Origin of the sequence: Actinomyces sp. Z5 (assembly GCF_003287795.1) — a bacterium.
GTDB lineage: Bacteria > Actinomycetota > Actinomycetes > Actinomycetales > Actinomycetaceae > Actinomyces > Actinomyces glycerinitolerans.
In genome coordinates this window covers 1-23,078 of record NZ_QMIN01000047.1, presented here as the reverse complement: position 1 = coordinate 23,078, position 23,078 = coordinate 1, and the positions used below count along the sequence as shown (strand labels likewise).

Annotated in this window: 16 protein-coding genes; 12 read left to right on the top strand and 4 right to left on the bottom strand. The window is 66.6% G+C overall.

Annotated features, from left to right (window positions below; all coding sequences use genetic code 11):
- Positions 1 to 39: 39 nt before the first annotated feature.
- Both DRB06_RS05945 and DRB06_RS05940 read right to left on the bottom strand, forming a co-directional pair.
- Complete coding sequence (locus DRB06_RS05945) at positions 40 to 4,881, bottom strand: class I SAM-dependent DNA methyltransferase (protein WP_111819381.1); 4,842 nt, start codon at positions 4,879 to 4,881, stop codon at positions 40 to 42.
- Positions 4,881 to 8,216: a helicase-related protein gene (locus tag DRB06_RS05940; RefSeq protein ID WP_234416026.1), complete on the bottom strand. Its 3,336-nt coding sequence runs from the start codon at positions 8,214 to 8,216 to the stop codon at positions 4,881 to 4,883. Before DRB06_RS05940 ends, DRB06_RS05945 begins: the two co-directional genes overlap by 1 nt.
- 959 nt (positions 8,217 to 9,175) lie before the next feature.
- Here DRB06_RS05940 and DRB06_RS05935 point away from each other — a divergent pair.
- From DRB06_RS05935 to DRB06_RS05915, 5 genes are all read left to right on the top strand, one after another.
- Positions 9,176 to 9,613, top strand: coding sequence for a helix-turn-helix domain-containing protein (locus DRB06_RS05935; protein ID WP_108965692.1), 438 nt, complete (start codon positions 9,176 to 9,178; stop codon positions 9,611 to 9,613).
- 59 nt (positions 9,614 to 9,672) lie between these two features.
- Complete coding sequence (locus DRB06_RS05930; RefSeq protein WP_111819380.1) at positions 9,673 to 10,245, top strand: putative toxin-antitoxin system toxin component, PIN family; 573 nt, start codon at positions 9,673 to 9,675, stop codon at positions 10,243 to 10,245.
- Between the two features lie 427 nt (positions 10,246 to 10,672).
- A complete protein-coding gene (locus DRB06_RS05925) occupies positions 10,673 to 10,888 on the top strand; it encodes a hypothetical protein (protein WP_258522157.1) in 216 nt (71 codons plus the stop codon).
- Positions 10,879 to 11,223, top strand: coding sequence for a type II toxin-antitoxin system PemK/MazF family toxin (locus tag DRB06_RS05920; protein ID WP_258522156.1), 345 nt, complete (start codon positions 10,879 to 10,881; stop codon positions 11,221 to 11,223). The genes DRB06_RS05925 and DRB06_RS05920 overlap by 10 nt, the downstream gene beginning before the upstream one ends.
- Positions 11,224 to 11,442: 219 nt before the next feature.
- Entirely contained in the window at positions 11,443 to 13,062 is a 1,620-nt protein-coding gene (locus DRB06_RS05915; protein ID WP_111819377.1) for a hypothetical protein, read from the top strand.
- Between the two features lie 282 nt (positions 13,063 to 13,344).
- On the opposite strand, the gene DRB06_RS05910 is transcribed toward DRB06_RS05915, so the two are convergent.
- Positions 13,345 to 14,340, bottom strand: coding sequence for an ROK family protein (locus DRB06_RS05910; protein ID WP_111819376.1), 996 nt, complete (start codon positions 14,338 to 14,340; stop codon positions 13,345 to 13,347).
- 39 nt (positions 14,341 to 14,379) lie between these two features.
- Here DRB06_RS05910 and DRB06_RS05905 point away from each other — a divergent pair, with 39 nt between their 5' ends.
- The 7 genes from DRB06_RS05905 to DRB06_RS05875 all read left to right on the top strand — a co-directional run bounded on the left by DRB06_RS05905 (position 14,380) and on the right by DRB06_RS05875 (position 22,297).
- On the top strand, positions 14,380 to 15,180 hold the full coding sequence (locus tag DRB06_RS05905) for a GntR family transcriptional regulator (RefSeq protein ID WP_111819375.1): 801 nt from the start codon (positions 14,380 to 14,382) through the stop codon (positions 15,178 to 15,180).
- A gap of 34 nt (positions 15,181 to 15,214) precedes the next feature.
- Positions 15,215 to 16,513 (top strand): sugar ABC transporter substrate-binding protein, encoded by a 1,299-nt coding sequence (locus DRB06_RS05900; RefSeq protein WP_111819374.1) that lies wholly within the window; start codon positions 15,215 to 15,217, stop codon positions 16,511 to 16,513.
- A gap of 11 nt (positions 16,514 to 16,524) precedes the next feature.
- Positions 16,525 to 17,472: a carbohydrate ABC transporter permease gene (locus DRB06_RS05895; RefSeq protein WP_083565772.1), complete on the top strand. Its 948-nt coding sequence runs from the start codon at positions 16,525 to 16,527 to the stop codon at positions 17,470 to 17,472.
- Positions 17,469 to 18,344: a carbohydrate ABC transporter permease gene (locus tag DRB06_RS05890; RefSeq protein WP_108965706.1), complete on the top strand. Its 876-nt coding sequence runs from the start codon at positions 17,469 to 17,471 to the stop codon at positions 18,342 to 18,344. The genes DRB06_RS05895 and DRB06_RS05890 overlap by 4 nt, the downstream gene beginning before the upstream one ends.
- A gap of 17 nt (positions 18,345 to 18,361) precedes the next feature.
- Positions 18,362 to 19,453, top strand: coding sequence for an SIS domain-containing protein (locus DRB06_RS05885; protein ID WP_073330328.1), 1,092 nt, complete (start codon positions 18,362 to 18,364; stop codon positions 19,451 to 19,453).
- Positions 19,444 to 21,549 carry a cellulase family glycosylhydrolase gene (locus DRB06_RS05880; protein ID WP_111819373.1) on the top strand — a complete coding sequence of 702 codons (2,106 nt, stop codon included), beginning with the start codon at positions 19,444 to 19,446 and terminating at the stop codon, positions 21,547 to 21,549. Before DRB06_RS05885 ends, DRB06_RS05880 begins: the two co-directional genes overlap by 10 nt.
- A 160-nt stretch (positions 21,550 to 21,709) precedes the next feature.
- A complete protein-coding gene (locus DRB06_RS05875) occupies positions 21,710 to 22,297 on the top strand; it encodes a DUF262 domain-containing protein (RefSeq protein WP_111819372.1) in 588 nt (195 codons plus the stop codon).
- 243 nt (positions 22,298 to 22,540) lie between these two features.
- Here DRB06_RS05875 and DRB06_RS16050 read toward each other — a convergent pair whose 3' ends face one another.
- Positions 22,541 to 22,783: a hypothetical protein gene (locus tag DRB06_RS16050; protein WP_181575202.1), complete on the bottom strand. Its 243-nt coding sequence runs from the start codon at positions 22,781 to 22,783 to the stop codon at positions 22,541 to 22,543.
- Positions 22,784 to 23,078: the final 295 nt, after the last annotated feature.

The following is a 23,078-nucleotide window of genomic DNA, read 5'->3' as shown; positions in this document are numbered from 1 at the left end:
TGCGCTACTCGATGGTTCGTTGGCACGAAGTAATCACCGTCAGTCGGGGTTCGTGTTTGTGCTGCTCATTCCCAAGGTGGTGTAGATTCGGCGGAAGTCGAGTTCGCGGTCGCGGGTGCGGAAGGGGAGCTCGTAGACGTAGGTTACGCCGGAGCCGGGGTGGGTGTGGGTCCGTTCGTCCAGCGGCATGTCGGCGTCCGACTCGGGACGCTTCCGCTTGTCCCAGGCCTGACGCACCGGCGTGGGCACCTGACGCCCATTGGCGTCATAAACGTAGGCGCCCGTGCCCCGGCCATGGTCATAGTCGTAGAGCACCGCGAACTGGGTGCGGTAGATCGTGCACAGGTCCTCGATCGGGACCCCAAGCATTATCGCCACCATCACGTCTACCTCCGCCTGCGCGTTGCGCCTGTCCTCCGCGCGACGGAGGGGGACGTCGGGCGTCCAGACCGGCCCTACCGGGCGTTCGTCGTGGCGTTCCAGAATCGGCCCGTCCTCAAGGAACGCCTCGTCCCAGCACTCGGCCCACAGGTCGGCGTAGGCGTCGGTCAGGCAGTTGAGGCGAAGTGTCCGGAGAGCGATAGCTGGTGTTAGCGCGTGCTCTGGTTCCAGCGTGAAGAGCTGAGAAAGATCGGTCGGATGGATGTGCCCCCTGCCTGACGAGCGAACCACGAAGTCAGCAAGCATGGACGATACCCCTGCCTGTATCAGCGGGAGTGATCTAGATGGTTGCGTTGGTGCCGCCGCAGAGCTGACTGTGTGGACGTGAGCTGAACCTGGTGGGACTAGAGAAGGAATGAGTGTTCGCTCGCCCGTTACGGCAGCCATGTTGCGCCAGGCGATGCGGTAGTGGTCGCGGGCGGAGGTGGTGCCCCAGTGGGTGTAGAGACGATCGTAGGTGGCGCGGTCGCCGGCAGGCTTGTACTGGGTGACCGGCTGCGCATCCGCCGGCAGGGCCTCGAAGTCGGTCGGAGTCCAATCGAGGAAGTTCTTCATGGATTCGTTCGGCCATTTATACAGGGGCGTAGACACGTACAGGTGCGGTCCCTGCAAGATGGCGTCCTCCCAGAAGGTTCGGCCCCATTCCTTGACGAAGCGGCCCTTCTCAAAGTCTGCTGTCTCGTGCCAGCCGGCGGAGAACTGAAGACCGAGGGAGCCTATGCGCTGGCTGCGTGACAGCGTTTCCAGAGTACGAGCGGCCGCCGAGTTGACCGTGGAGACCATGGGGGCGGAACGCCAGTCGTCGGCCTCGGTCACCGCCTGCCAGGTCCGAAGCATGGCGTCGTCGACCTGCTGGATGCGGGAGGCGTGTGGGCGCAGGTCCCAAGTGCCCGTGTGCGGGTCCTTGAAGCCGGGCTCTTCGCCTGAGCCGTCATGCTTGAGAGAACGTGCGACCGTATCGGGATGGTAGAGCGAAGCGGCATGAAGGAAATGCGGTGCCCGTTCGGTGCTGTAGACATGGACGCCGTAAATCTTCTGGTGCTGAATATCGAACAGCTGAAGCTCGTTGATGAACTGCCAGTGCCTCCGCAGGTGCCGATACGTCGCTGCGCGCAAGTTCTGGGTCTTGGCATCCGTGAAGTGGGTCTCCATATGGATGAGCCCCGAGGTGCCGCTCGACTTCTGGTGTTCCCACACCTGGCACATGAAGGCTCGATACAGATCGGGCTGGCCGCTCAGCAGCGGGTAGACGGTCGAGTCGCTGAGCAACTCGGACTGCACGATCTGTTCGGCGGTGCCGTCGATTACCAGGTTGCGCATGCCCGGGCGTGCCAAAGTTTCCGGGCGGCGCGCCTGCTTCGCGGCCTCCGAGGGCTTCTTCGTCAGGGTCCACCACGGGTCGCTCTCTGATAGAAGCGCGTTCACGTCGGCGGTGGGCCGCACCCACGGCGGGTTGCCCACCTGCAGGTCGAATCCGCCGCGCGCAAACACAGTGGCGAAGTCCAGTTCCCAATGGAAGAAGCCCTGCTCGTCCGCAACCCGCTTGGCCACACGCAGCCACGGCTGCTGCTCAAGCACCGCCTCCACCCTGCGGGCACCGGCGAACTGGAGGTCCCAGGCCTCCGTCTCCTCCAGGCCCTCCCAGGTGGTCGCCTCGGCAAGCGGCACCGCGTTGGCGGGGGCGGCGTCGCCCGCGTAGCCGAGCGTGTGCTCCAGCGTCTCCAGCCACTCCTCCAGGCTCGGCGGCTTGACGTCGGTGGTTAGCGGCCAGTACCACAGTGCGCACCAGGCATCCATTACCAGCCGCAGGCGCCGGTAGGCCGAATCCGGGTTGGCCAGGTAGGTCTCTATCTGCTCCCGCGTCACCGCCGAATCCGCACCCGCCTGGGGCTCGCGGCCCCACAGGTCGATGCGGCGGGAGGCCTCGGCCTCCGCCACCCGCAGGCGCCGCAGCGTCAACTCCCAAAGCACCTCCACGCGCCGCGCCAGCGCCGTCAGCCGCTTGATCTGCTTATTCGGCTTGTCCTTCGGGGCCTTGGTGATGTCCTTGCGCCACTCCTTCAGAGCCTTCAAGCGCCCGGCGTCCACCAGGTTACGCACCTGCTTGGGCACCTCCGTGGCCGAGCCCCAGCCGCTGGCGGGCAGCAGGAAGTGATGCACCCGGCCGGTCATGTCCAGGGCCTGGCCCAGGCGGTGCACGGAGACGGGCGCGGCAGGCTCACCCCGGCCTGCGGGCAGGCCTCCCGGGCCGGCCGGGCTCGACGGGCCATCCGGGCCGACGCCGTCGGCACCCGCCGAACCATCAATGGCCTCGGCCACCTGCCGCAGCGGCTCGGCCACCGGCGTGGTGCTCAACCACTTCCGCTTGCTGCCCAGGGCACTGACCGGATACAGGGCCCGCCTGGCCCCCACCAGCGAATTGCCTCGCCGCAGCCGCAGGCCGAACCACGGCGCCGCCAGCCCCTCCACCATCGTGTCCAGCCACAGGGAAATCTCCGCCAACTCCACCGCCGTGGCGTTCAAGTCCACGCCGTAGACCTGATGCAGCGCCAGGTAGGCCTTCACCCTGGCCAACTCGCGCGGACGCTCCTCCGGGTCCACGCGCCGCCCCAGCTCCCGCTCCCGGCGGGACAGGTACTGCTCGGCCAACTGGCGCACCGCCTCAATCGCGAAGGCGCCCGACCCCAGCGCCGGCTCACACACCGTCAGGTGCAGCACCTCCTCCGCCGTCGTCGTGCGGCCATCCTGATCCAGCAACTCCTCCAGGGCCTGCTGCACCGTGAAACGCGTCAGCACCTCCGGGGTGTAGAAGGACGCCGACCGCTGCCGATCCCGGCCCGAGAGCCGGAACACGAACTCGCCCGGCTCATAGGTGACGTTGCGGCGCTCACCCGTCACCTCATCCTCCACCGTCACGAAGTCCTTCTCATCCAGGCCTTCCATGACATCCTCGGGCACTACCCACGAGCCCTTGGAGGCGTCCCCGCCCGGCGCCACCTCCCACAGGCGCTCGACGGCGAAGGAACCCGTGTAACTCATCAGCCCCTCATAGACGGCGCCCAACTGGTTGATGCCCAACTCCACATAGGAGATGAAGCCCCGGCCCGTCCGGCCGTTCTCCTTAGTCAGCAGCAGGTGCCGCAGCACCCGCAGCAGGGCCGCATTACCCAGGCCCACCTCATCAATCAGCGCCGTCGCCTCCGGGCGGAACAGGTCCGCGCGCATCGGCTGGAACACCAGGCCGTCGAAGGTCTCCTCCTGATCCGGCGTAACCCCCGTGTTCCAACCCGAATCCACTAGCTTGAACAGCAGCTTCAGGGACTGGTAGATGTGCGTGCCCGCCTGCGCCGTCTCCTCATGCAGCTCCCGCAGCGTGAGCTCCCGCAGCCGCTCCAGGCCGTAGCCGGCGTCGTACTCGGCCGCACCTACCGGCAGCACGCCCAGCTCCGGGCTCGCCTCCGCATACAGCAGGAAGATGATCCGGTAGATGTACCTAAGCGACTGCAAGGCCAGTGGCTGCGCCTGCTCCTGGCCCAGCGGCGGCATACCCCGGGCGGCCCGACGCCGCACCACCTCATTGGCGATGATCTCAATGGAGGAGCGCACCCCCTCACGCAGATCCCTCGACACCCCCACCGTGTGGGCCGCCGAATCCGCGAGCGTGCCCGACCACCAGGTCTCGCCCTCCGGAGTCGGCAGCAGGGAGCGAGCGTCCATGCAGGTCAGTGCCCGCTCCACCTCACCGCCCCGCTTGGCGTCATTGCGCTCCACCACCAGCTGCACATTCACCGCCAGCCAGCGGCCCTCCGGCCAACGCTCCTTCTCCGCCACCAGCGCCCAACGACCCGCCAGCACCAGGGCGAAGGCCGGGCCGTGCTCGTCGGTCATCAGCGTGGACAGCGCCCGCGCCACCGAAACCACCGGCTCGGCGCCCTCCAGGGCGGGGGCATCCGGGTCCTCCAAATCCACCGGCTCCCACGGCTCGGACAGCGTCTGGGCATCCTTGACCAGCAGGTCCTCCACCGTGGCCGCGGGGCGGGCCCGCAGCAGCGCCAGCGGTGCCGGGCCCTCATCGCCGACCGGCCGCACCAGCGTCACCGGGCCGCGGTCAACCAGCCGGAACTCGGCGGAGGCGAAACCCAGAATCTCCCGCAGCGCGGCGTCCAGCTCCCCGGCGGCCCGCAGGGCGGCGGCGGTGGGTGTGGCGGCGTCGTCGTCGGGCAGGGCCGCCAACAACTCCTCCAGGTGCGGGCGCGCCGAACGGAAGCGGCTGCGCGGCGTGGACACCGGGGCGGCGCCGTCGGAGGGCTTCTCCAGCTCCTCCCACTCCTTGCGACGCTCCAGCACACGGGCCAGGAAGGACTCCTTCGTGGCGTCGGTGGTGAAGTAGTGCTCACTGATCCAGTCCTCGCCCACCACGAGCGCATCCGACGCCGCCATCAGCGGTCCCCTTCCTTCCCGAAACCACCACTAAAACCACTGCCCAGGCCAGCCCCCGCGCCACCGCCGAGGCCGGTACTCGCGCCACCGCCGAGGCCGGTACTCGCGCCGCTGTCGAAACCATGGGGCACTACCACCAGCAGCGGCCGCACCAGGGTGTGTGCCGGAAGCTGCTGCTCCATCAGCGCATGCTCCGCCGCCACCGTCTGCCGCTGGGAACGCAGCTGCCGGTTCTGGATGAGGCGGCCCGCGTCGTCGTCCCAGGAATCCGCCCGCCGCGCCCAGGCCTCCACCCGGGTGCGCGCCTGCTCCCGGGCCGCCTGCACCGTCAACGTCATCTGCTTCTCGGCCGCATCCACCGCCGGGGCCAGCAGCGCCTCCAACAGTGCCGTATCCGGGGCGCCGCCGGCATTGGTCAGCTCCCGCTCCACACCGACCGCCTTGAACATCTCCGCCGGGGAGGCGTGCACCCGCCCGATCGGCACCGCCTCCGGGTCCCGGCCCGCCTGCAACTGCGCGCGGGCGGCTGCCAAGTCCAGGAACGGGAAGGCGACGGAGACGCTCACCAGGGAGATCGTGCGGCCCGCCAGATTCGTGAGCGTGCCCAGCAGCAGCACCGTGGGCGACTCCACCGCCCCGTGCACCGCGAACACGGAGGAGCGGCCCAGCCGGGCCAGCACCCGGTCGCCCGCCCACTCCAGCACCGGGTGCAGCGGCCCCAGGTAGTGGGCCTCCGGCCAGGAGGAGTCCGAGGAGTCCCGCAGCGCCTGCGCCAGCAGCGCCCTGCCCTTGCGCTGGCTGGTGGCCAGCAGTAGGTGCTCCTGCACGTGCCGGTCCTTCAGATACGACTGCGGCAGCACCGCCAGGCGGGCGCGCAGGCCCGCGGGCGGCACCAGCTCCACCACATGGTCCTCATGCTCCCGCCAGGAGACGCCACCGCCGCCGGTCTGCCCGTGCTCGGCCTCCTCCGGGCGCTCATACAGCTCGGTCAGGGCCTGACGCAGGTAATCCAGCTGGGAGTCGTACAGGGTGGAGGACGGCAGCGGGGCCGCGGGGCGGGCCGACGGCGAGAGCCCGGCGGCCGGGGCGCCGCCGACCGGGGCGGCTTCGGCAGCGGCTGGTGCGGCAGCGGCCGGGGCGCCGTCGTCGGAGGTGTCCGGGGCGTCGTCGGAGCCGGCCTGGGCGGTACCCGTCAGGGAGGCGAACAGGGCCGCCATCGGATCCAGCTCCAGGGCCGCATCCACATCCGGCACCACCGCGTCAATGTCCGCACCCTGCTGCAACGCCTCACGGATCGCCTGCTCCTCCTTCTCCCCGGAGTACAGGCCCATCAGGGAGGCGGCGTCGCCCAGCGCCCGGTGCGCCTGATCCTCCTTCTCCATCAGGCGGGTCAGCACGCGCACATCACCGGAGAAGCGTGCGTCGGAGGGGTCCAGCAGCAGGGTGGTGATCTGCGGGCTGGTCTCCTGCCCATAGCGGTCGATGCGGCCATTGCGCTGCTCGATCCGGATCAGCGACCAGGGGATGTCATAGTGGATCAGCTCATGGCACTGGGCGTGCAGGTTCACTCCCTCCGAGGCGACGTCGCCGGTCACCAGCACGCGCAGCGGCGTATGCGCCTGCCGGAACTCCTCAACGATCTCCTGCTGCTCCACATCCGACAGGCCACCATGCATCACGCGCACCGCGCCGTCGCGCAGGCGCAGGTCCCGCCGAAGATTCTCGGCCAGCCAGTTCAGGGTGGCCACGCGCTCGGCGAATACCACCGCCCGCGCCGTCGAACGAGGGCCGACGCCGATGCGGCGCAGTTCCTTCAGCAGCGCCTGGTACTTGCCGGACTCGGTGTTATTGGCCGCCTCGGCCAGCTGCCGCAGGCGGGCCAGGGCCCGGGACTGCTCGGAGGATTCCAGCGCCTCCTCACTTCCGGCCCGGGCGCGACGCCGCGCCATGCGCTCGTCGATCGTCTGAATCAGCGCCGCCGGGGAGGACAAGAAGGCCTTCGCCAGTGTCCAGGAGAACAGGGCGCTGCCGCTATTGCCCGCGGTGCCCGGGCCGGCAGCGCCCGGGGCGGAGGCGCCGTCGGGCCGGTGCAGCCAGGAGCGGGACAGCTCCCCGGCCACCGCATCCTCCGCCGGGGAGGGCGCTACCAGCCGGTTCACCGGAGTCAGCCGCTCCTTCCAGCGGTCGCCCACGACGTCGCGCACCTCCTCGGAGTGACGGTGGCGGCGGATCACCAGCCGACGCACCGCCTCCTGATCCAGCGAGCCGTCCGCATGGACTGCCGTCGGCTCCAGCAGGCGAATCAGCTCCGCGAAGGACTTCGGGTCCCCGTTGTGAGGCGTGGCGGAGGCCAGGATCAGGGCGTCCGTCTGGCGGGCCAGGATGTCCGCCAGACGGTTGTTGAGCGTGCCCTTGTTAGTGACGTTGTGCGACTCGTCGATGACCACCGCATCCCAGCGCTGCTTACGCAGGTGGTTGAGGTAGCGGTCGGACTTGAGGGTGTCGATGGAGATGATCGCCCGGTGGTAGACGGAGAACGGGTTGCGGGTGGCCGGGATGGTGCGCCGCACCCGCTGAATGCCCACCGAGTCCAGGCGCACGAAGGGCAGGGCGAAGCGCGACCACATCTCATGCTGCATCTGCTCCAGCACGTGCCGGGGCGTGACGATCAGAATCCGGTCCCCGCGGCCGCGGCGCACCAGCTCCGCCAGAATCATGCCGATCTCCAGGGTCTTACCCAGGCCCACCGTGTCCGCCAGCAGAATGCGCGGGCGCAGGTTGGCCGGGTCCAGGGCCTGCCGGACGGCCGTGAGCTGGTAGGGGAGCGGGTCGGCCAGCATGTCGCCCACCACCGACAGCTCCGTGGAGCCTGCCGGCAGCGCCGTCTTGCGCAGCGTCGCCTCCAGCCACAGGCGCGAAAGCCGATGCCGGGTGGAGGTATCCGCCACCACCCGGGTGCGGCGCGGGTCAACGGGCTCGATGCGGTCGATCCCGGCGGAGAACTGGGCGGTGACGTCCTGCACCAGCTCCGACAGCCCCTGCACCGTCACCAGGGTGCCGTCGGAGTTCGTGGAGACCTGGGTGACCAGCCAGTCCTCGTCGCGCACTCGCACCACCGAGCCGGGGGCGACGTCGAGGGACGGCGGGGGAGTGGAGGTGGACGGCGCAGGGGTGGGGGAAGGGGCGGCGCTGGCGGGAGCGGTGACGGGCAAGGAAACGTCGGCGGAAGAAGCGTCCGAGCGGGCGGTGACGGTGGGGGAGACGGTTGCCGCGGAAGGCGCGGGAGTGGAGACCGCGCTCGCTGCGCTTGGGTCGGAGGGGGTGGCCGTGGTCACGGGGATGATCCTAAGAAGCGCCGTCGGCCAGGAGGCCAGGACGGACAACTGTGTTCGAGGTGTGACTCGCCCTTGCCCGCCGGGCCGTACGGCGGGCACAATAGAGGGGAGCCACCCGGCAGCAACCCGGATGACTCCCCGACGCGGTCGGTCCTAGAACCAGCCGCGGAGGGAATCCATCAGGACACTAACGGCCCGGATCAGATGAGCGATAGCGTTAATGAACTCGCTCGTCTTCCGGGCCGTTTCCTGGTCCTTGCGGACTTTGGCGTGTCGGCCTTTCGACTTGGCACACCCCCTCACCTCCTCCCTGACCTCCTTCTTCCCCGGCCATCAGGACGATGCGTGATCCGGGAGAGGGTACCGGAGAAGGCGCCCCCAGGGTGACGGTTTGTTATCCGGCCGGGGAGGGTGTGGGTGGAGCCGGGGGTCTGCTCGCCCGCGTGCTCAGCGGTGACGTCGTCTACTACGCCGGTTCGGGGTTTACTACGCCGGTTAGGTGTTTGTTGAAGGGGTCTGGGCCCTTTAGCGGAGGTCTAACTGGCGTAGTAGAGGCCGAAGGGGCGTACCCAATGATCGGGCTCTGGCCTCCGCGTCATCAACGCCATGCCGAGCGCTGCATCCCACCGTATACGTTCGCGCCCTAGTGCCGCACCCAACCTCAGATGCCGCCGCCAACCGCCGTACTCCACGCACGAGGAGCCGTCCTCGTCGGGAATGCATGGCATGGAGTCATGCCAGGACGGCGCCGATTAGGGTCAAACGCAGTGATCCGTGCCGTCGCGGAGCGTCAGGGCGTGGTCGCGGATGTCGCCATCCGGTGGACGCCCCGGTTCGCGGCCCGGTCTCCTGTGGTTGCACCAGAAGAGTGGTGATCCCCACTGTGTTTCACATATACGTGAAACTGCGTTATGCTGTAACAGCACCTACGAATGGTGTGTGAGGAGAGGGGAGACATCATGTCAGCCGGTACGCTCACCAGGGTCGGCCTCGCGGCGCAGACCGTGCGTGAGGTCCAGGAGATCAAGCCCATAGAAGGAGCCGTACTCGTACTGCGTGACCCTGACGGCCGCGAGGTCGTGTTGACGCAGGGTGTTCAGAAGGCTCTGTTGGCAGCCCTCGCCTCGATCGCCGAGCATGGCGAGGTCACTATCGGACGTGTCCCTGACGAGCTCACCAGCACTGTTGCCGCCGACATGCTCGGTGTCTCGCGTCCTACGCTGCTGAAGTGGAGCCGCGACGGCCTGATTGACTCTTTCAAGGTCGGCTCGCACACTCGCTTCCGCCGGGAGGACGTAGTGCGGCTTCGTGATGAGCGTGAGCGCGAGCGTCGCCGTGCCTTCGAGGCACTGCGAGCCCTGGACGCGGAAGGGGACTTCGAGCACTTCGAAGACTGACTGCGACAACAACCACGGAAACCTGTGAGCGGGGCTGCGTCTTGCCGTACTCTGCGTCTATGACGCAGCGGGTGCTCGTGGATGCCAACGTACTGTTTCAGAAAACAACCATGGACTGGTTGTTCCTGCTGCGTCTTCATAATCAGGGCATGTTCCAGATCTATGCCACTGAGGATATCTTGGCCGAGGTCATTGCAAATATGCGTGAGAAGAAGCCGAGGATGCCCGGACATGTCACCCGCCGTCGCGCTGAACTCATTCGGAAGAGCCTAGATGAGGTGATTCCCGACTATCCCGGCAATGTGCCGTTCAGCGGCGCTGATCCGAAGGACTATCATGTTCACGCGGCGGCGGTGTTCGGTCAGGCGGATTTTCTGCTCACACATAATGATTCCAGAGACTTTACCGATAATCCCGACGGTGAGAGCTACTCGGTCATCGCCCCCGATGAGTTCTTCCTATTGATCGCAAACTCTGCCCCGAACTGTATGATGCCCATCGTTCGGAAGCAAATGGAGTACTGGATGGACAGGCCGGGGTATCGGCAGTTGGATGATGCGTTGATGCGGTCCGGGTGTCCTGGGTTTGCGCAGTGCGTCCGTGAGGTGCTCCAGCAGATCGCATTGCTATAGTAACTCTTCGCGTTTGAGGGTGTGGATGAAGCCGGGAGTTGGCTCGCCCGCGTGCTTAGCGCTGACGTCGTCTACTACGCCGCCCCACCTCGGATGCTCGCACCGCCAACCTCCATGTCCCCACGAATAGGCGGTTCGTCGTCGGGCATACATGGAGTCGTGTCCAGGGTGACGGCGATCAATGTCAGTACGCACACTCTTACGCCGAGAGGGCGAAGCGCGGCTTCGTGATGAGCGTGAGCGCGAGCGTCGCCGTGCCTCCGGTGAACCGCGAGCCCTGGATGTTGAGGCAACACTCAACATCGACCGACCAGTGGTGCTCAACTCAGAGGGGCCGGCGTGATGGCCTCCCCGAGGCGTCTATTGTCGAGCGACTGCAGGTATGGTCAAGAGTATGCCTAGCGGGCATACTATAAGCATGAATAGGATGACTACGATCAAAGTCGAGAGCAGCACCCGTGATGCGGTCCGCGCCCTCGCTGAGCGTCAGGGTGTCACCATGGATGTCGCCATCCGGCAGATGGCCAAAGCTGCGGAGCGTGAGCTACGTTTCGCTGACCTCAAGGCTGCCATGGAAGCAAACCCTCCGGATGAGGCTTACTTTGCCGAACTCGCTGACTGGGAGTCGGACGCGTGGAACTGACTGCGCAGCCTTTGACTGGCGAACTGTGGTGGGCTGCGCCGGACCCGGTGGTTGGGCGTGAGCAGTCTGGGCGACGTCCTGTTCTCGTGATCTCTAACGCCCGCTACCATCAGGCCGTAACGACGTTGGCGGTAACTGTCCCGGTAACCTCCGTCGACCGACGCTGGCCGAACCATGTGCGGATCCCCCGCGGTGCGGGTCTGCCCCAGGACTCCTTCGCCATGACCGAACAGGTCCGCACGATCTCCCGGAGGAGACTGGTCGAGCGTATCGGTGTTGTTGATGACGATGTCCTGGGGCAGGTGCTTGGCTGGGTGAGAGACTGGATCGCCTAACGTGTCCATCCAGGGGTTGACTGGCCGGATTGGATCAGCGATGGAACTGCCCTCGTTCCGAGATGCGAAGGCGGGTTAGCGGGACTAGGCGGGCGCTAACGTTCCCGCTGACACGTAGCTCAAGCGCGAGAGGGGATCCAAGTGGACACGAGTGGGGTCGGGAGTCCATCACGGGCTTCACAGGAGTCGAGTGAACCCCCTGCGCAGGCGGCCGGGGCGGTGACGCCGTCGCCGGCGGAAACAGGAGCGGAAGCGCCGGCGCCGAATGCCGCCACCGAACTTACGCTGCTGGAGGCCGCCCCCGGCGTAGCCGTGTTACTCGCCGACACGGTGCCGGACGGCTGGGAGATCGAGCCCTTCAACCTGGGGGAGCGAGCCAACACCGAGATCACCAATGCCGTCAGCAACGCCGCCGGTGCACTCAACCTCGTCGCACAAGGGGCGCAGGGGCTCGTCTCCGCCCAGGGGCTGGTGCGACTTGCGCCGGAGACTCTGCACAACCTGCGCACCATGAACACCATTGTTAAAGACGGCTACAACCTCGGCGTCCTGACCCAAGGCGGTAAATTCGCGGCCCAGGTTCGCTGGGTCCCCGCCACCGGAGTTCAGGCCGCCACGGTGGCCGCGAGTGCCGGTCCGGCCTTCGCCCTGATGGCCATCACTGCGCAGCTGACCTCACTGTCCAAACGGGTCGACCAGAACCTAGAACTGACTCGCGACGTCCTCCAGAGCCTGCTGCAGGACCACTGGAACGCCCTCAGCGGCATGTATGACGCCGTCGTCGGCGCCATTGATGCGGCACGCACGATCGGGGCCGTCACGTCACGGGTATTTGAACCAATCGCGCACCTTGAGGCCGATCTTCGCGCCGAGTACAAGCACTTCGACCGCCGCCTGCAAAGTCACCTAAAGGCGCTGGGCGGGACCGCTGTCGAGCGGCGCGACTACCTGCGGGACCATGCCCAGGAGGTCGCCGCAGACGTCCAAGGACTCGTCATGTCCGCCAACGCCCACTACGGGTACCAGTTGCTCCGAGCGGCCGAGATCGCCTCAGACAGTGAGCGCAGCGAGCAGGATGAGCAGCTCATGCGGTACCGAGCCGAACGGATACCGGCTGAGCGGGCGGAAACCATGGCGAGGATCGCCCAGGTGCTCGGTCAACTCGACGCGTACTGTCACCTGGTGGTGCTACTGGACGGGCGCGGCGTCGATCTCGGGCGTGCCGGTGCCCGGATCGGTGACCTGGCGGGGCAGGTCTCCGGACGCGTCCCGGCGCTGCACCGGGCGCGGCGGGGCGCGAGCACCGAGCAGGTCGTCGCCGCCATGACCCAATACGTGGCAGCGCTGTGCGTCGGCGCCTATGACGCCCCCGCGCCACTGGAGCCGAACCTCGAAGTGGTTGAGGATGACGACGCCGCGGCGCACGCGCTCGACATTCTCAGATGGGCGCTGCCCAATGGCGGGCCCCTACTCGTCCTAGCCGAATTCGGCCGCGCCTGGGCGGGAGACAACAACCTTAAGGGCGGATACCTGGGGGTGACGCCCACGCGGTTCTTCCTCGCCTCACGTTCCACGCTCACCAAAGACGGACTGATCGACGACGACTTCCCGCTGGCGGACGTGCGCTACGTCCGGTTCCGGCAGGGTGAGGACAGGGCGCGGCTAGACATCATCACGAAGGATGAGAACCTCGCAGCGCACTTCGCCGACCGGGCGGCCTCGGGCGAGCAGGGCGAGCGACTGCGGCGCGTTGCGGATGTGCTGATGACGGCCGCGAACCTGCCCGCGGAGGAGAGGCGCTCCGACCCGCTGCTGGAGGCGGCCGCGGCTCTCCCGTAATAGCGCCCGATCCGTCGCCTGGTACGTACGCAGCACCTCTGGCGGGAATGAGGCGCTCCCCGGGTTACGGCGGGCGCAGGCGTCCACTCCTAGGACGGGTGAGGCGGTACCAGGGCTGGCGAACGGGAGCGGCGGGGCTCCAGACGCGTTCCGGCACTACGCCTGACGTCGGATCCCGCGAGCACCGGGTAATCGCCGCTCCCATGATCCGGTACGTGGCGGGGCATGGCTCAGCATCCATCGGTGTGTGATGCCCGATGGCGAGCCTCCACTCGCCCGCAATCACCTGCGGCTCAGGAGCGAGGCGCCGATGAGGGACACGTCGTCGCCGAGTCGCGCCGGTACGACGGTGCATGCGTCGGAGGACGGGGAGAGGGCGGCGGTCCGGATGGCCCGGGACGCGGCCCCCAGCCACTCCTCATGGTGGGCCGCCACGGACCCGCCGACGACGATCAGTCGGGGGTTGAACACGTTGACGAGGTCGACGCAGGCGGAGCTCAGGGCGCGACGTGCGTCGTCGAGGGCGCGGAGTGCGGCGTGGTCGCCGAGTTCCGCGAAGTGGCTGATGTCGGCCCCCGTGACTTCTCGGCCGGCGGCGAGATGCTCCTGCAGCGGGCCGGCTACATCGGCGGCGAACTCGGCGGCGCGCCGGGCGAGGGCGGGCCCGGAGGTGTAGGCCTCCAGGCACCCCTTCCGCCCGCAGCCACATCGCGGTCCCGCTGGATCCAGACTCGTGTGCCCGAGCTCGCCCGCGGTCCCGGTGCTTCCGTAGAGGAGTCGGCCATCGACCACGGCGGCTCCTCCGACTCCGGTGGACAGGGTGAGGTAGATGAAGTCCGAGACGTGCTGGGCCGCCCCGCGCGCGTTTTCTGCGAGCGCGGCGGCATTGGTGTCCTTGTCGACCGCGATGGGCAGCCCGGTCGCCTCGTGCAGGCGTGCACCGAGTTCCAGTCCGGCGAAGTTCGAGTCCGTGTTCGGCGGGGTGAACAGGGTGCCGGTGCGCGGGTCGACCGGTCCGGTGACGCTGACGCCGATGCGCCTTACGGGAGCGTATTCAAGCAGGGCTCCCGCACCCTCGAGGGCGCGCACGCACGTGGTGACGACGGACGACGGGTCGGGCCCTCCGGGCGTCTTACGCCGTGCTCGCGTCAGGATCTGGCCTCGGCGACTTACTCGCGCACCGCGGATCCAGGTGCCGCCGATGTCGAGGACGCCGACGTCCCGAGCGCTGAACGCCGCGATCTGATGCTTGTTGACAAGAGGGCTGACACTGTCCATACTTGATTATAACATTATAATCTTTCGATCCGTGAGGGGGTGTCGGATTTGGCGAAGGGAAGTGCCGACGCGAAGACCGCGCAGGAGTGGAGTCGTATAGGTGGGCCTCTGGTACAAGGGGCATCGCCCCTTTACCATCAGGTCTACCGTGCGCTGCGTACCCGGCTGGAGTCGGGGGAGCTCTCGGCCGGAGATCGGCTCCCAACGGAGAAGGAGCTCGCGAGTTCCTTCGGCTGCTCCCTGGTGACCATCAGGCGGGCCCTGGATGAACTGGTTCGGGAGGGGGCGATCACCAGGACCCGCGGCAAGGGCACCTTCGTCTCCGCCCGGAGAATTGACCGTGAGCTCAACCAACTGACGTCATTCACCGACGAGATGTCGCTCATGGGCCTGTCCCAGGAGACCAAGCTCCTGGGCGGTGAGATCACCGAAGCCATCGCCTCGACCGCCGACAGGCTCGGAATCGTCGAAGGCGCGCCGGTCTACGCCATCGAACGCCTACGCGTGGCCGACGATGAACCGCTCCTCATTGAGCACGTCTTCCTTCCTGCGCACATGTTCCCGGGCCTGCTGTCGGTGGATTTCGGGACCACCTCGCTGTACTCCTACCTCTATGAGCAGTTCGGGGTGGAGCTGGTCCGCGGACATCAGACCGTCGAACCCGCTCTGCCCTCGGCTCGTGAGGCCCGACTCCTAGAGCAGGACCGCAGTCAGCCCGTCCTCCTGCTGCGCCTCACCTCCTACTCGTCAGACGGAAGACCCATCGAATACTGCCGAACAGTGGTCAAAGGATCTCGCGCCAGGTACCACCTGGAAGTCTCCCGCCCGCGCTCTCTCTAACCCGATCCGAGATTGATTCGCAAAGGAGCGAACAATGAACACAGGGAAAACACGTAAGCCATTGAAGGCCGCCGCCCTCGTCGCCGGCGCTCTCGCGCTGTCCGGACTCGTCGGGGCCTGCTCGGCGAACGACGGCGCGAACAGCGACGCAATCGTCGTCTGGGACTATTACGGCTCCTCATCTCCGGTCAAGCCCGCCCTCGACCTGTTCGAGGAGAGCCACCCCGACGTCACCATCGACTACCAGGAGTACGACTACGACACCTTCCAGAACAAGCTGGCGGTCGCCGTGTCTTCCGGTGCGGCGCCCGATCTCGCGACCATCGACATGGTGTGGACACCCGTCTACGCCGCACAGGGCGTGCTCTCCGACATATCGGAGATCTCCCAGGGGGAGCTCAACGGAGAACCCATCGAGAGTCAGTACTCCAAGGGTGCGCTAGAGGCGATGGAGTATGACGGGCGCACGATCGTCCTGCCCTACGACTTCGATGCCTATGCCCTCTACTACCGCAAGGACATCCTCGAGCAGAAGGGCCTCGACGTGCCCACGACGCATGAGGAGCTGCTCAACGTCGTCGAAGAGATGTCCGAGGATACCGACGGCGACGGAAAGGTGGACAAGTACGCCTTCCAATTGCGACCCGACACCTTCGAATTCAGCCAGTTCCTCTTCCAGGAGGGAGGAAGCCTGGTCACCGAGGACGGTACGAAGTCGGCCTTCGCATCGCCCGAGGGAGTAGATGCGCTGGAGTACATGGGACGACTCATGGATGCCGGCTCGGTCTATTGGGGGCCGGACGAGGGCGATTCGGGCGGTCTGGCCGGCATCGCCGACGAGCGCATCGGCATGTTCCTCAACGGCCCCTATATGATGGGAATCCTCAAGGACGGTGTCCCCGAGCAATCCGGGAAGTGGGCGGTCGCCGATGCGCCCTTCTCGAAGGAGCCGGGCAGCTACCTCGGCGGGACAGGACTAGTCATCCCCACCGGCGCGAAGAACCCCGCGGGTGGATGGGAGCTCGCGCAGTTCCTTCTCCAACCCGCCCAGCAGGAGCTCGTCTACACGAAGGCGGGCGCGGCTCCCGCCACTCTGGAGGCCCTCGAACTGCCCGCACTCACGCAGGCGGACCCCTTCTTCGACGGGCAGGTCCCCTTCCCCGTCTTCGAGAAGGCCCTCGAGTCCGCCCAGCCCTTCCCCTACGTGGCCGGATGGAGCGATATCGATCAGGCGATCACCGACGGGGTGGTCGAAACCCTTGTCCAAGGAACCTCGCCGGAGGTGTCACTCCGAAAAGCGGCGGCGACGGCCGACGAGGCGCTTCAGAAGTAGGTGACGGCGCAATGAGCGCAAATCTGATCCCATCACTGAGCGGCAGGGGGAGAAGGCGCCGAGAGGGCGGGCGCACGGGAGTGCGCGCCGGCGGATCACGGTTCACGTCGGGCCAGGCCAAGGCGGGCCTGCTCCTGGTCGCCCCGGCGATGCTCATCACCACGGTGTTCTTCTTCATCCCGATGCTGCTCTCCCTGTGGTGGAGTTTCACCAGATACAACGGTATTGCCCCGCCGCAGTTCGTCGGCGTCGACAACTATGTCGACCTCGTCACCGACCCCCTCTTCCTGAAGTCGGGGATCAACACGGGACTATTCGCCCTGGCGACCATGACCACCGGCCCTCTCCTGGGCCTGCTTTCCGCACTCCTGCTGAATCAGGCGCGGGTGCTGCAATCCCTGTTCAGGTCCGCGTTCTTCCTGCCGGTGACCATGTCGCTGGTCGTCGTCGCATCCATGTGGAAGATGCTGCTCAACGAACACGGGGTCATCAACCAGATGCTGGAACTGGTCGGCCTCAACGGCGTGTCCTGGCTGAACAACACGAAGACCGCGCTGATCGCCGTCGCGGTGACCAGTGTCTGGCAGGGATTCGGCTTCGAAACGGTCGTCTTCCTGGCCGCCCTGCAATCCGTGCCCCACGAGCTCTACGAGGCCGCTGCCGTCGACGGCGCGGGCCCCTGGAGACGCTTCTGGGCGGTTACCCTTCCCGCGCTGCGCCCGACGATGCTGTTCGTCTTCATCGTCGGCATCATCGGCGCCTTCCAGGTGTTCGACCAGGTCTTCGTCATGACTCAGGGGGGTCCGGTGTCGGCGACGACGACCGTCGTCTACTTCGTCGTCAAGCGCTTCGAGGAGCTCGACCTCGGCCACGCTTCCGCCGCGGCGTATCTCCTTGCCATGTTCCTGGCACTCGCCTCCGCTGTCCAAATGCTCCTCGAGAGGAGGGACGAGCAATGAAGGACGTACGCGTAGCGCAACCGAGCATGCGGCGTAGAAGGGCCGCGTCTACGACGGCGATTTACGCACTCCTCGTCGTCTCGACAATCGTCATGGTCGCTCCGTGGCTATGGACCCTGTCTACCTCCTTCAAGCGTTCCCAAGACGTATTCTCGCCGGACTCGGGGATCATCCCCTCGCCCTTCTCGTTGCACGCCTACGAGCGGATCTTCACGGAGACCTCCTTCGGCACCTATGCGATGAACTCGGTCATCGTCACCGTGTGCGTGGTCGCACTCAACATCCTCTTCGACTCGTGCGCGGCATACGCCTTCGCCAAACTGAGGTTCCCCGGGCGCAACGTCCTGTTTTGGCTGCTGATGGTGACGATGATGATTCCCATGCAGGTCAACCTCATCCCCCTGTATCGGATGATGGTGTGGGCGAACCGGTATTTCTCATGGTTCGGCGTAGACACGCTTGCGGGCATCATCGCCCCGGGAATCGTCCAGGTGTTCGGGATCTTCCTCATGCGACAGTTCTTCCTGTCGATCCCGGACTCGATGCTGGAAGCGGCCCGCCTGGACGGCGCCTCCGAACTCCAAATCCTGCGCAGAATCGTCCTGCCGATCGCCGCTCCGGGGCTGGCGACCCTGACGATATTCACCTTCCTCGATACATGGAACGACTTTCTGTGGCCGCTGATCGTGTCTAGTTCGGAGTCCACCAGAACCCTGCCCGTCGGACTGGCGCTCCTCGCGCGCAAGAACTCCGTCGACTGGCCCGGGACCATGGCGGGCGCGGTTGTCACAGCCGTCCCGATGGTCATCATCTTCCTCCTGGCGCAGCGCCAGTTCATTGACGGCCTGACGGCCGGCTCCACCAAGGAATAACCGATAAAGGAACAAGAATGCACTCGACATATGAGTCCGCCGAACCCATTGAACGCGACGTCTTCCTAAGCGAGATCTGCGAGAGCGGGGACGCCCTGCGCAGGACGGCCGATGAACTGCGCGCCCAGAAACACGCGCTCAACGAGGTCAGACGCCGCCTGTCCGGGCGTCGTCTGATTCTGACGGGCATGGGCACTTCCGGGGACGCGGTCACGGGTCTGGCGTCCGTTCTCGGTCGATCCGGACGCGAAAGCACCGTCATCAACACCGCCGAGCTTCTGCACTTCCGTCTCGCGTCGCTCACGGACCGGCACGGAGTGATAATCGTCAGCCAGTCCGGTCACAGCGTGGAGGCGGTCAAACTCATGAGTGTTTTGACCAGGGAAAGAGGCATTCCCGTCGTCGTCGTCACGAACATGGCGGGCAATCCGCTCACCGACGCCGCCGACGTCGCAATCACGCTGGGCGCCGGAGTCGAGGTCGGTCCTTCGTCGAAGACCTATGTCTCGACCATGTTCGTCATGCAGGTACTCGCCGAGCTCCTCGCCCTGGACGACGCGGTCGAATCGATCCTCACGCGGGCGGACCGCAGGGCCGACGCCGCCGCGAACGTCCTGGCGGCCTGGATAGACGATGCCGAGGGCGTGGGCGCGCGGCTCGCCGACTGGATGGAACAGGTGGATTCCCTCATCATCGTCGGTCGCGGCGCGGGAGTCGCGGCGGCAGAGGTCAATGCTCTCGTTCTCAAGGAATCGGCGCATGTCTCCGCCCAATCGATGGACTCGGCCGAGTTTCGTCACGGTCCACTCGAATTGGCCGCCCCCGGACTCGGAGTGGTGCTCATGTGCGTCGAGCCGTCGGTCTCCGATCTCGATGCCCGGCTCCGCAACGAACTGCTGAGTAGAGGAGCATCGACCATGACTATCGGTGTCGATGCCTGCCGGGCCGGTGACCTGCCGATCGACTATGTCCTGCCCGACAGCGAGCCGCTGATAGATGCGGGACTCGTCGCCCTGCCGCTGCTCCTCGCCGCGTGGGCGGAGGCATCCCGTAAAAGCGAGACCCCCGGAGTGTTCAGCGTCGGAGCGAAGGTGACGACATGCGAGTGAATCCGTTGAACGACGGCCCGGGGCGCTTCCGCATGGGGCCACACTTCATATATGACCAGGGCCGGGCGGTCGTGCCGGTCGGCGTTCACTACGTCCCGCGCTCGGGGCCGGATTGGCCGTGGCGCACGGGGTCCGGGGAATTCGCCCGAGCTTTCCGCGACATCGCGGCTCACGGACTGGACACGGTCAGGATCGACCTGCTGTGGGCGGCCCTCGAACCGCGTGAGGGCGTGCTCGACGAGGAGCACCTGAAGACCCTCGACCGGATCCTCGACGCGGCGGCCGCTAACGGACTGACACTTCACCCGACGCTCTTTGTGGGCGGCGAAGTCGGCGACGCCTACTGGGACCTTCCCTGGGCGAGCGGAATCAACCCCCATTCGGATCGGCATCTGCTTGACGCGCAGTGCGCGCACGCCGCCCGTCTCGCCGAGCGCTGGTCCGGTCGCCGCGAACTCATCGCTTGGGACCTCACCGATGAACCGCCCTTCTGGATCTATGGGGACTCCACCTCGGATGAGGACGCGCGCCTATGGACCCATCGCCTGGCCGAATCGTTGCGCTTGAACGACCCGAACCACCTGATCACCGTGGGAACCGCCTCCCAGGAGGTCGACGGCGGGCCATTCCGCTGCGACGTCGTGGCCGACGAACTCGACTTCTGCTGTGTGCACCCCTACCCGATCTATTCGCCGGAGCTCTACGCCGATCGGCTGGAATCGCGTCGCATGACGCATGCGGCGGCATTCGAGACCGCATTGGCGCGCGGCGCCGGCAAATCCGTGATGATCCACGAATTCGGTGCTTCGTCGACCCAGCACGCCCCCGATGTCATTGCGCACTACGACCATCTGTCGTGCTGGTCAGGTTTTGGGGCGGGCGCCATCGGCTTCTACGCCTGGTGCTGGATCGACGCCGAGGCCGACGCCTATGGGCGCGCACCGTATGTGCGGATGCCACACGAGACCCAGTTCGGACTCGTCGACGCCGACAACGTCCCGCGCCCGCGGCTGACATCCCTGTCCGACCTGCGCGCCTGCCTGGCGGGTTTCGACCTCGAGCGCTGCGCCTCGGACGGCCCCCGAGCCCTGGCCTCGATACCGGTGCCGCGCGAGTACGCCCACCCCTACGCGCAGGAGAACTACGGACTCGACGATGCGCCGGCGGGACCCTACGTCCCATCCGAACAGTCCTGGGACTCCACCCGCGACGTCAAACCCCTCATCCGCGGCCTTCTCAACGCCTTCGTCTACTCCGAGCGGGCGGGGATGCCCGTCCAGTTCCCCCGGGAGACCCTAGACGACGCCTGGCCGACGACGCCTGTAACCGTGCTGCCCGCGCCGCTAACGTCGACGACGAACTCCCTGCTGCACGTGCGTACCTCCTTCTGGCAGGGTGCGTCGAACTACGTGGCTGACGGGGGAGTTCTCTACTTGTCGCTGTCCGCGGAGAGCGCGATCCCCGAGCTGCACCGGTTCGCCGGTGTGCGTATCAAGGACCGGGCTCCGGTCGATGAGGATCTGAGGCTCACTGTCGTTCGGCCCTTCGGCGGCTTCGCAGTAGGCGATGAGCTTTCCCTTCCCGGAGGCAGTGCCGACCTGCATGGACGCGGGGTGGAACTGGAGGCGGAGGGCGCCGAGGTCCTGGCGCGCACGGCGGCTGGTGCCCCGGCGCTGACGCTATTCACCCGTGGGGATGGCGCCGTGGTCGTCAGCGCGTATCCGCTCGAGCTTATGGCCGCGGCCACTCCGGACGCCCACGACGACGACCGCGTCTGGCGCCTGTACCGCTTCGTCCGCGAGCTGTCGGGATGTCGCCTGCCGGTGGACTTGGACGACGGCGAGTTGACCAGGGGAGTACTCACCGGTAACGGGGGAGGCATGCTGGTGGCCACCAACCACGGGGCAACCGCCGTTGAGGTGCCCGTCCAGGTTCACGCCTCCTCCACGGTCCAGAGCGCGTCTCTGTGCGTCTGTTCGCCCGAGCGTGCGGCCCACCCCGACTTCTCGCAGGACATCCGCGAAGGCGCGATGGTGACGGTGCCCGCTTTCGGTACGCGCATCATCACGTGGGATGCCCCGCCGGTCGACTCCTGAACTAGCGGTCTCGGCCGCGTGCCGACGACGGTGTTGACGGACTTCATGCTTGTTAGCGCCGCCGTTGGTCTCGGCAGGGCGCCGATTTCCGTCTATTCGTGCAGGCCCCGGCAGACGGTTACCTACGATCGCCCCATCCCATCGGCGCCCAGGAGCACGCATGATCACCGAGCTCGCGATCCCACAAGACCTCTTCGCCCTCACCATGCGCTTGGATGCACCGCTCTTCCAGCGCCCATACGTGTGGAACCAGGAGGACCAGTGGGCGCCCCTGTGGGAGGACATTCGCACCCTCGCCGAGGCCTGGCTTGATCCACACGCGCCCGGCCCAGGTAACGCACGACGCCCGGCGGAGCCCCACTTCCTTGGCGCCGTCGTTCTCCAGGACCGTAATACCTTACTGACCGAAGAGGTCCTCGCCATCTGGCCGACGCCCGCCGGGCACGTTCACCACGCCCCGCGCCGTGCGCTAAGCGTCAACAATGCGACGATGAAGGACCTCCTGGACGCGGGCCTGCTGGCGGTCGGGGATGAGCTGGTCGGTGTTGGAAGGGACGAGGAAACGCGTGGCGGCGTTGACGCAGCCGGGAGACTGGTGTTCGAAGGCGTAACTTATGCGGCTCCGTCGACGCCGGCGTCTCAGGTGCGAGGCACCAGCACGAACGGCTGGACTTTCTGGCGCTTGGGGAGCCTTGACGGCCCCACTCTGGATGAGCTGCGAGCGCGTCTGCTCGCGTCGCACGAATGAGCCGGGTGAGCCTCGGCGGCCAAAAGTGTCCATCCGTAGCGGCTTTGGCGCGGCGGTCTAATTTCGATGCCGGGACAAACCGCCTCTGACCTGGGCATACGTGACGTCCCATGAGGGCTACGACTGTGCTCTTGAGGTCAAAGCCGCGACGGATGGTCACTTTCGGGGCGGGTGAGCAGGACTCCGGAGGCTTCCCGGCTGCTCGCATCGCTGCGATGAGCGCATCGGGCCCCACCCATCGCCTCAACCGGGGGAGAAGGCAGTTACACCCGTGGCGATGTTGCAGTTGCTGCCGATCACTGCGGCCGGATTGATGATGATCCGGCCGCGGTGTCCGATGTAGAAACCGGGGCCGATTCTGGTCGACCAAGAAATTTGGATGAATGTCGTCGCCGACAGATGGCTGAGAGCCGCTCGGTAAGCCTTCTGCATCAGCGGCGAGCTGGCGTTCTGCGCATGACGGAAGGTCCACAGGTAGCTCAGCACCTTGCGCTCGCCGAGGCTTGCCGGTTCTACCTGCGGCCGCGTGGGGTAGCGCGGCTCGCCCGCCTGGCGACACGCGCGTGCGCGTCAGTAAAAGTGTGAGCTGCGCCACCCACAAGAAGTGGGGTTACGCAGAGCGGCGGTCGCGCCGGATGGCGCCACCGTTGCGGGTATGGTGCGGGTTGTGACCACAACATGTTGTGGTTGCTGGCCGGTTACGCTCCTAGATGATGTGTTACACCGGTGTCGTTTGTGGGGGTGTCTTGGAGTAGGGTCGAGGGTGTCGGCGGCGCCGACG

What these genes read in the sequence shown, in the direction of transcription:
- DRB06_RS05885 (WP_073330328.1), top strand. Translation starts at nt 18,362, where the DNA reads ATGCACTCGACATATGAGTCCGCCGAACCCATTGAACGCGACGTCTTC.
- DRB06_RS05900 (WP_111819374.1), top strand. Translation starts at nt 15,215, where the DNA reads ATGAACACAGGGAAAACACGTAAGCCATTGAAGGCCGCCGCCCTCGTC.
- DRB06_RS05945 (WP_111819381.1), bottom strand. Translation starts at nt 4,881, where the DNA reads ATGGCGGCGTCGGATGCGCTCGTGGTGGGCGAGGACTGGATCAGTGAG.
- DRB06_RS05930 (WP_111819380.1), top strand. Translation starts at nt 9,673, where the DNA reads ATGACGCAGCGGGTGCTCGTGGATGCCAACGTACTGTTTCAGAAAACA.
- DRB06_RS05890 (WP_108965706.1), top strand. Translation starts at nt 17,469, where the DNA reads ATGAAGGACGTACGCGTAGCGCAACCGAGCATGCGGCGTAGAAGGGCC.
- DRB06_RS05880 (WP_111819373.1), top strand. Translation starts at nt 19,444, where the DNA reads ATGCGAGTGAATCCGTTGAACGACGGCCCGGGGCGCTTCCGCATGGGG.
- DRB06_RS05875 (WP_111819372.1), top strand. Translation starts at nt 21,710, where the DNA reads ATGATCACCGAGCTCGCGATCCCACAAGACCTCTTCGCCCTCACCATG.
- DRB06_RS05935 (WP_108965692.1), top strand. Translation starts at nt 9,176, where the DNA reads ATGTCAGCCGGTACGCTCACCAGGGTCGGCCTCGCGGCGCAGACCGTG.
- DRB06_RS05925 (WP_258522157.1), top strand. Translation starts at nt 10,673, where the DNA reads ATGACTACGATCAAAGTCGAGAGCAGCACCCGTGATGCGGTCCGCGCC.
- DRB06_RS05895 (WP_083565772.1), top strand. Translation starts at nt 16,525, where the DNA reads ATGAGCGCAAATCTGATCCCATCACTGAGCGGCAGGGGGAGAAGGCGC.
- DRB06_RS05910 (WP_111819376.1), bottom strand. Translation starts at nt 14,340, where the DNA reads ATGGACAGTGTCAGCCCTCTTGTCAACAAGCATCAGATCGCGGCGTTC.